This window comes from Brevibacillus sp. (genome assembly GCF_003521185.1).
Taxonomy (GTDB): Bacteria; Bacillota; Bacilli; order Brevibacillales; family Brevibacillaceae; genus Brevibacillus; species Brevibacillus parabrevis.
Map to the genome: position 1 here is coordinate 1 of NZ_DOTK01000020.1, position 5473 is coordinate 5473.

Below are 5473 nucleotides of genomic sequence, written 5' to 3' on the forward strand. Positions count from 1 at the left end.
GCACTTGGCTTGACAATCCGTCTCATAAAAAAAGCCCCCGCAAACAGCCGCGAGGGTTGAAAAAGGTGGTTAACAGTGTATGGTAATCAGTTTTTCCAAATTTTCCATTCCTATACTTGCAGGCTCGCTGCCAAATCTGCTTTGCCATCAGTTGGCAGCCATTTCTACCGATACAGATCAGCCTTATTGCCTTTGCAGCCCGCTTTCCTGTTCGAGCAGCCTTTGGACATTCGCCTGAGTTGGCAGCAGTCTCTTTACATGCTTGATTCTCGGCGTTTTTCAGGCAGGGATCGCCTAGTCGTCTCGCGCCTGCTCTTGCTTTATCCGACTATCCGACCGCAACCAGATCAAGCACCGCAGCGTTGACCCCGTTCAAAAACGCAAGGGCGCTCGCCTTGATAATATCGGTATCCATCGCCCGACCGGAGTACGTTTTCCCCATGTACTCGATGCGAATATTGACACGGCCGACGGCGTCTTTGCCGCGGGAAATGCTGTTGATCTTGTAATCCTTCAGGTGGACATCCAGCCCGACCAACGTTTTGATCACGTCGTACAACGCTTCGATCGGCCCTTCGCCTACTGCGCTGCCTTTCAGCATTTCCTCGCCTTTTTTCAGCTTGACCGTCGCAGTCGGGTACAAATCGTTGCTGACGACCTGGAACGACTCCAGCTCATACAGATGCTTGCTGCTATCTGCGAGCGTGCGGTGATTCGCCACCAAATAAAATACGTCGTGGTCGTACACTTCTTTTTTGGCGTCTGCCAGCTCCAGGAACTTGGCGAACAACACCTCGAAATCAGCCGCGTCGTTCGTTTCAAAGCCGAGCTTCTCAACAGCATTTTTAAAAGCGTGGCGCCCAGAACGCGCTGTCAAAATCAGCTCCATGCTGTCTGCCCCGACTTCTTCCGGCGACATGATTTCGTACACTTGCTTATCTTTCAAAAGACCGTCCTGGTGAATCCCCGACGAATGGGCAAAAGCATTCGCGCCCGTAATCGCCTTGTTCACCTGCACATCCAGACCAGTCAAATGGCTCACCAGCATCGAGGTGCGCAGCAACTCCTTCGTGTTGATGTTCGTATGGCACTGGTAAAAATTCTCGCGCACCTTCATCCCCATCACGACTTCCTCCAACGAGGCATTTCCGGCACGTTCCCCGAGTCCGTTGATGGTACACTCGACTTTTTCCGCTCCGTTTTTGATCGCGGCGAGCGTATTGGCCGTAGCCATGCCCAAATCGTTATGACAGTGGACGCTCAGGATGACATCCGGGTTGAGGTTTTTCAGGCGATCGTTGATGCGGCGGATCAAATCGCCGAACTCATCCGGCACCGCGTAGCCCACCGTATCCGGGACGTTGATCATCGTCGCTCCCGCTTTGACGACGGCTTCAATCGTACTCCACAAATATTCAAAATCGGACCGCGATGCATCCTCAGTCGAATACTGAACGTGCGGCAGCAATGTTTTGGCGTAGCGTACTGCCTCCACGCCCATTTCCATGACGGCGTCCTTGGAGCGGTTGAACTTCTTCTCTACGTGAATGTTGGACGTTCCCAAAACGATGTGAATGAGCGGGTCCTGGGCGATCTTGACACTTTCGTACACCGCATCGATGTCGCTTTTCACGGCACGGGCCAAAGCCGTGATCGACACGCTGTCACCGACACTGCGGGCAATCTCCTGCACCGCGCGAAAATCTCCCTCGGACGAAGCCGGAAAGCCCGCCTCGATGATGTCCACCCGCAATTTTTTGAGCTGTTGGGCGATCTCGATTTTTTGCTGGACGTTCAACTTCGCTCCCGGCACTTGTTCTCCATCACGCAGCGTTGTATCAAACACGATAATTTTACGGCTCATTTTCTGTTCCTCCCCAAAATGGTTTGTTTTTGCAACTCGATTTATGGAAAGCGGGGCCGGCTAAACCCGGTCTTCAGCCAGCAAAACGGTCATGACCCGTTTTATTGATCACTCGCAATCAACATCCGCTTTTCTAAAAAAACGTCGCGACGTTTTTCACGCAAAAAAACCTCGTCTCTGCGCATAGAGACGAGGTTGAACTCGCGGTACCACTCTAATTCATTTCCAAATAGCGGAAACGATCTTTTTCGATGGCCATCACCATCTATCCCTGTAACGGTGGAACTCCGGCTTACCCTACATTGTCAGGCAGCTGTTCATAGACGAGTTCGAAATAAACGACATTGCCGTTTCACACCACCCAACGGCTCTCTGAAAAGTCTTTTTATTTCTACTATTTCTAATCGCAACATTTGTTTTATCATTTTTTGTAATTATATGGGCAGAAAAATGCCACTGTCAACAAGCAAAATGCTGGAGGATCGATCAAACATTTTTGATTGAAGAAAATAAAGCGAGAACAATCTGGCGGACAAATCGAAAAAACGCCTCCGCAAAGAAGGCGCTCGCTTTTGTCGCTGCTAAATCGTTTCCCTGTTCGACTCGCGCGTACGGTCGCGGGCAAATTCCCTTTTTTCCGCTTCCGTCCCTTCCGCAAACAGCCATCTCAGCGCATGAATAAACTTCATGGCAAAGAAAAAGCTGTCGTGCGTGCCGAGCGGATCTGTCTCGAATTTCACGTTTTGCTCCGGGAAGCCTTTGTCCAGCAACATGCGGTACGCTGCTTTCGTCTGTGCGACCATTTCCGCTTGAATCGTCGTCTTGTGGATGCCTTCCAGCTCGCCCACGTACATGTACAGCCGATGATCGGCAGCGGGAAGCGGTGTTTCCTGCATGTGCTTGACGTAGCCCTCATACCAGAAGGAGGCGGACAGCCAGGCGCTTTTGCCAAATGTATCGGATCGCAAATAATAGGCGTGCGCACTGACCAGACCCCCGAACGAACATCCGGCGATTGCCGTGTGCTCCGGTTCAGGCATCGTCGCATAATGCGCGTCGATATATGGCTTGATCTGATCGGCAAGCACTTGAATATAATCGTTCGCTCCACCGCCAAACAAAACTCCGCCAGGCACCAGCGTGTCTGCCGGCCACGGCGTGTATTCATAATTGCGGTCGTGCGGCGTGATTCCGACAAAAATCAGTTCCGGCAGCTGCTTTGTGATGAACAGATGATCGAGGTAATTAAACGCATTCAGGACGACATTTCCCCCGTCCTGCACATAAATAGCCGGATATCGCTTCGCGCCTTCCGCATAGCTGTTCGGCAAATAAATGGTCAGTTCAAAATCCGCTACTTTTTCCTTGATGATTCGATGTTGCTGCATTTTTGCACCTCTCTCCCACTCATTCCTATCAAATTATAAGGAGTAGGGCAGCGAGTTGCCATGTACTAAATCCAGATCGGAGATGGACAAAACGCCAAAAGCCGCTTGCCTGAGCTTGCCCGCCAACCTTCGCGCCCAAAAATCCCTCGCTCACGCCTCCACCTCTATCGTCGCCACTCTCCCCTGTCGATTTATTCATCTCGTTAATTCCCTTATTGACACTCGGAATTATAACGCATAAAGTAATGGTATAACAAATCCTTCCAACAAGTTGCAGGCAGACATGCAAAAACCGGACAACCTCTGGACGCCTTGGCGCCTGGCAAGATTCGTCTTGGCAGACAAGGACTTGTTGCCGAAGGATTCGGGCGAAAATTCCAAAAACGTTGATGAGGTGGGCGCATGGCAAACGACTTGATCCAAGCAATCCAACTGCTGAAAGAGAAAGAATGGGTAGACTTGACTCATACATTCGGCCCGGAATCACCGCATTTTTCTGCCTTTGAATCAGCCGAGTTCAAAACGCTGTTTACGCATGACGACGGCTTTTTCTCGCAAAGCTTCACTTTTGCCGGACAGTACGGCACGCACCTGGATGCGCCGATCCACTTTGTGCGCGACAAGCGGTACCTGGACGAGCTGGACTTGAAGGAACTCGTGTTGCCCCTCGTCGTCATCGACAAATCGAAGGAAGCCGAAGCAAACAACGACTACAGCCTGACGGTGGAAGATATTTTGCAATTCGAAGCCGAGCACGGCAAAATCGAGAGCGGCAGCTTCGTCGCCCTGCGCACGGACTGGAGCAAGCGCTGGCCCGATGTGGCGGCGTTCAACAACAAAGATGCAGATGGCAACAACCACGCTCCCGGCTGGGGCCTGGACGCCTTGAAGTTCTTGTTTGAAGAAAGACAAATCAAAGCCGTCGGCCACGAAACATTCGACACCGACGCCAGCGTGGACTTCCAGAAAAACGGCGCGCTGCTTGGCGAGTATTACGTGCTGGCACAAGATACGTACCAGGTCGAGCTGCTGAAAAACCTGGACAAGCTGCCAGCCAAAGGCGCCGTCATCGTCAACATTACCCCCAAACCGGAAAAAGCGTCCGGATTCCCGGTGCGTTCGTTTGCGATTTTGCCTTAGTCGCAAGCATATAAAAACAAGGACAGTTCGCGCGGAGTTTGTTCAAAACCGCGGAGCTGTCCTTTTTTCTGCTCAATCTCCATCGTTTACTCGCGCTACCTCGATGTAGCTGCCGAGGAACCAGGAAAGAAAACCTGCACAGCACCAGTAAAAGATGGCCCAATATGAAAAATCCCAATAAACAAGCCACATAGCGAAAATAATTTCACAGACGATGATTCCGAATGCATTGCCGTGCTCGCGCAAATGCTTGTATGATTCAGTGTAGTCCGTTCGTTCTGTGTGTTCCGTCTCGTTTGAATGCCTCCATGATTTCTTTGTTCTGGACAAACTTAGTGCTTTATAAAATTCCCGGATAAACGGTCCACTCAATGCAACAAACATATAAAAGGTGATTAAACTCAACACTGTAAAAAAGTGCTTTAAATCTGGCCAAGACTTGTTGGCCACCCCTAGTGTAATTATCAGGGAAACTATCAACATCGCTTGCCAAACACTGAGAAAAGTAAGTCCCGGTGTGCGCTTATCTGTTTGCAATCTGAAAAAAAGCATTGCTCTTAAACCATGAAGAATTAAGATAAGCATGCTGGAAAAATACATGAACAAAAAACCTGATACTGCTAGGATAATGGCAGCTAAAATAGGAAAGCCCGTTTCTTTTATTTCTATGTATCGGCTTTGAGGTTCAATAGAATAGCTACTCCCCAAAACTTTTAGTATATCATTAGCATCCCCGGCTTTTAAGCCATAAGTCGTACTGAACAACAAGCTTTCAATATCTTTTTTTATACTTTGACAGCCAGCAACATCGCACTCTGCACATAGAAAATCTGGTTTGGGATAAAAAGCTTTCGTTATCAGCCCATCATAATTAATCACCAAATAAAACAAAATCACAATCCCAAAAATCGTGCCCAGCAAGTAGCGCACCAAATAAAACTCCCAAAACCGCGTCCCTCCCATGCTCCCCTCCATACTCTTTTTTCCATTTTCCATTCCGCTACACTCAACAATCATGCAAATTACCAAATATTGTACCATACTCCCAGGACTTTTGATCCAATCGAGTAGGAGGGGGCGA

The 5473-nt window shown here is 49.6% G+C and carries 4 protein-coding genes and 1 other annotated feature; of the genes, 1 reads left to right on the plus strand and 3 read right to left on the minus strand.

What is annotated here, in order from left to right:
• Window positions 1–328: 328 nt before the first annotated feature.
• Window positions 329–1864, minus strand: a complete 1536-nt coding sequence (locus DEP07_RS04480; protein ID WP_122962989.1) for a 2-isopropylmalate synthase — start codon at window positions 1862–1864, stop codon at window positions 329–331.
• A gap of 182 nt (window positions 1865–2046) precedes the next feature.
• Window positions 2047–2281: a binding site (T-box leader), on the minus strand.
• A 164-nt stretch (window positions 2282–2445) separates the two neighbouring features.
• Window positions 2446–3252, minus strand: a complete 807-nt coding sequence (locus tag DEP07_RS04485; protein WP_173596125.1) for an alpha/beta hydrolase — start codon at window positions 3250–3252, stop codon at window positions 2446–2448.
• A gap of 402 nt (window positions 3253–3654) precedes the next feature.
• Between DEP07_RS04485 and DEP07_RS04490 the strand changes: the two genes are divergently transcribed.
• On the plus strand, window positions 3655–4392 hold the full coding sequence (locus DEP07_RS04490; protein WP_173596124.1) for a cyclase family protein: 738 nt from the start codon (window positions 3655–3657) through the stop codon (window positions 4390–4392).
• A 72-nt stretch (window positions 4393–4464) separates the two neighbouring features.
• Here the strand turns inward: DEP07_RS04490 and DEP07_RS04495 are convergent.
• Window positions 4465–5473, minus strand: a 1009-nt coding sequence (locus DEP07_RS04495) for a hypothetical protein (RefSeq protein ID WP_287102181.1), incomplete at its 5' end; no start/stop codon positions are given.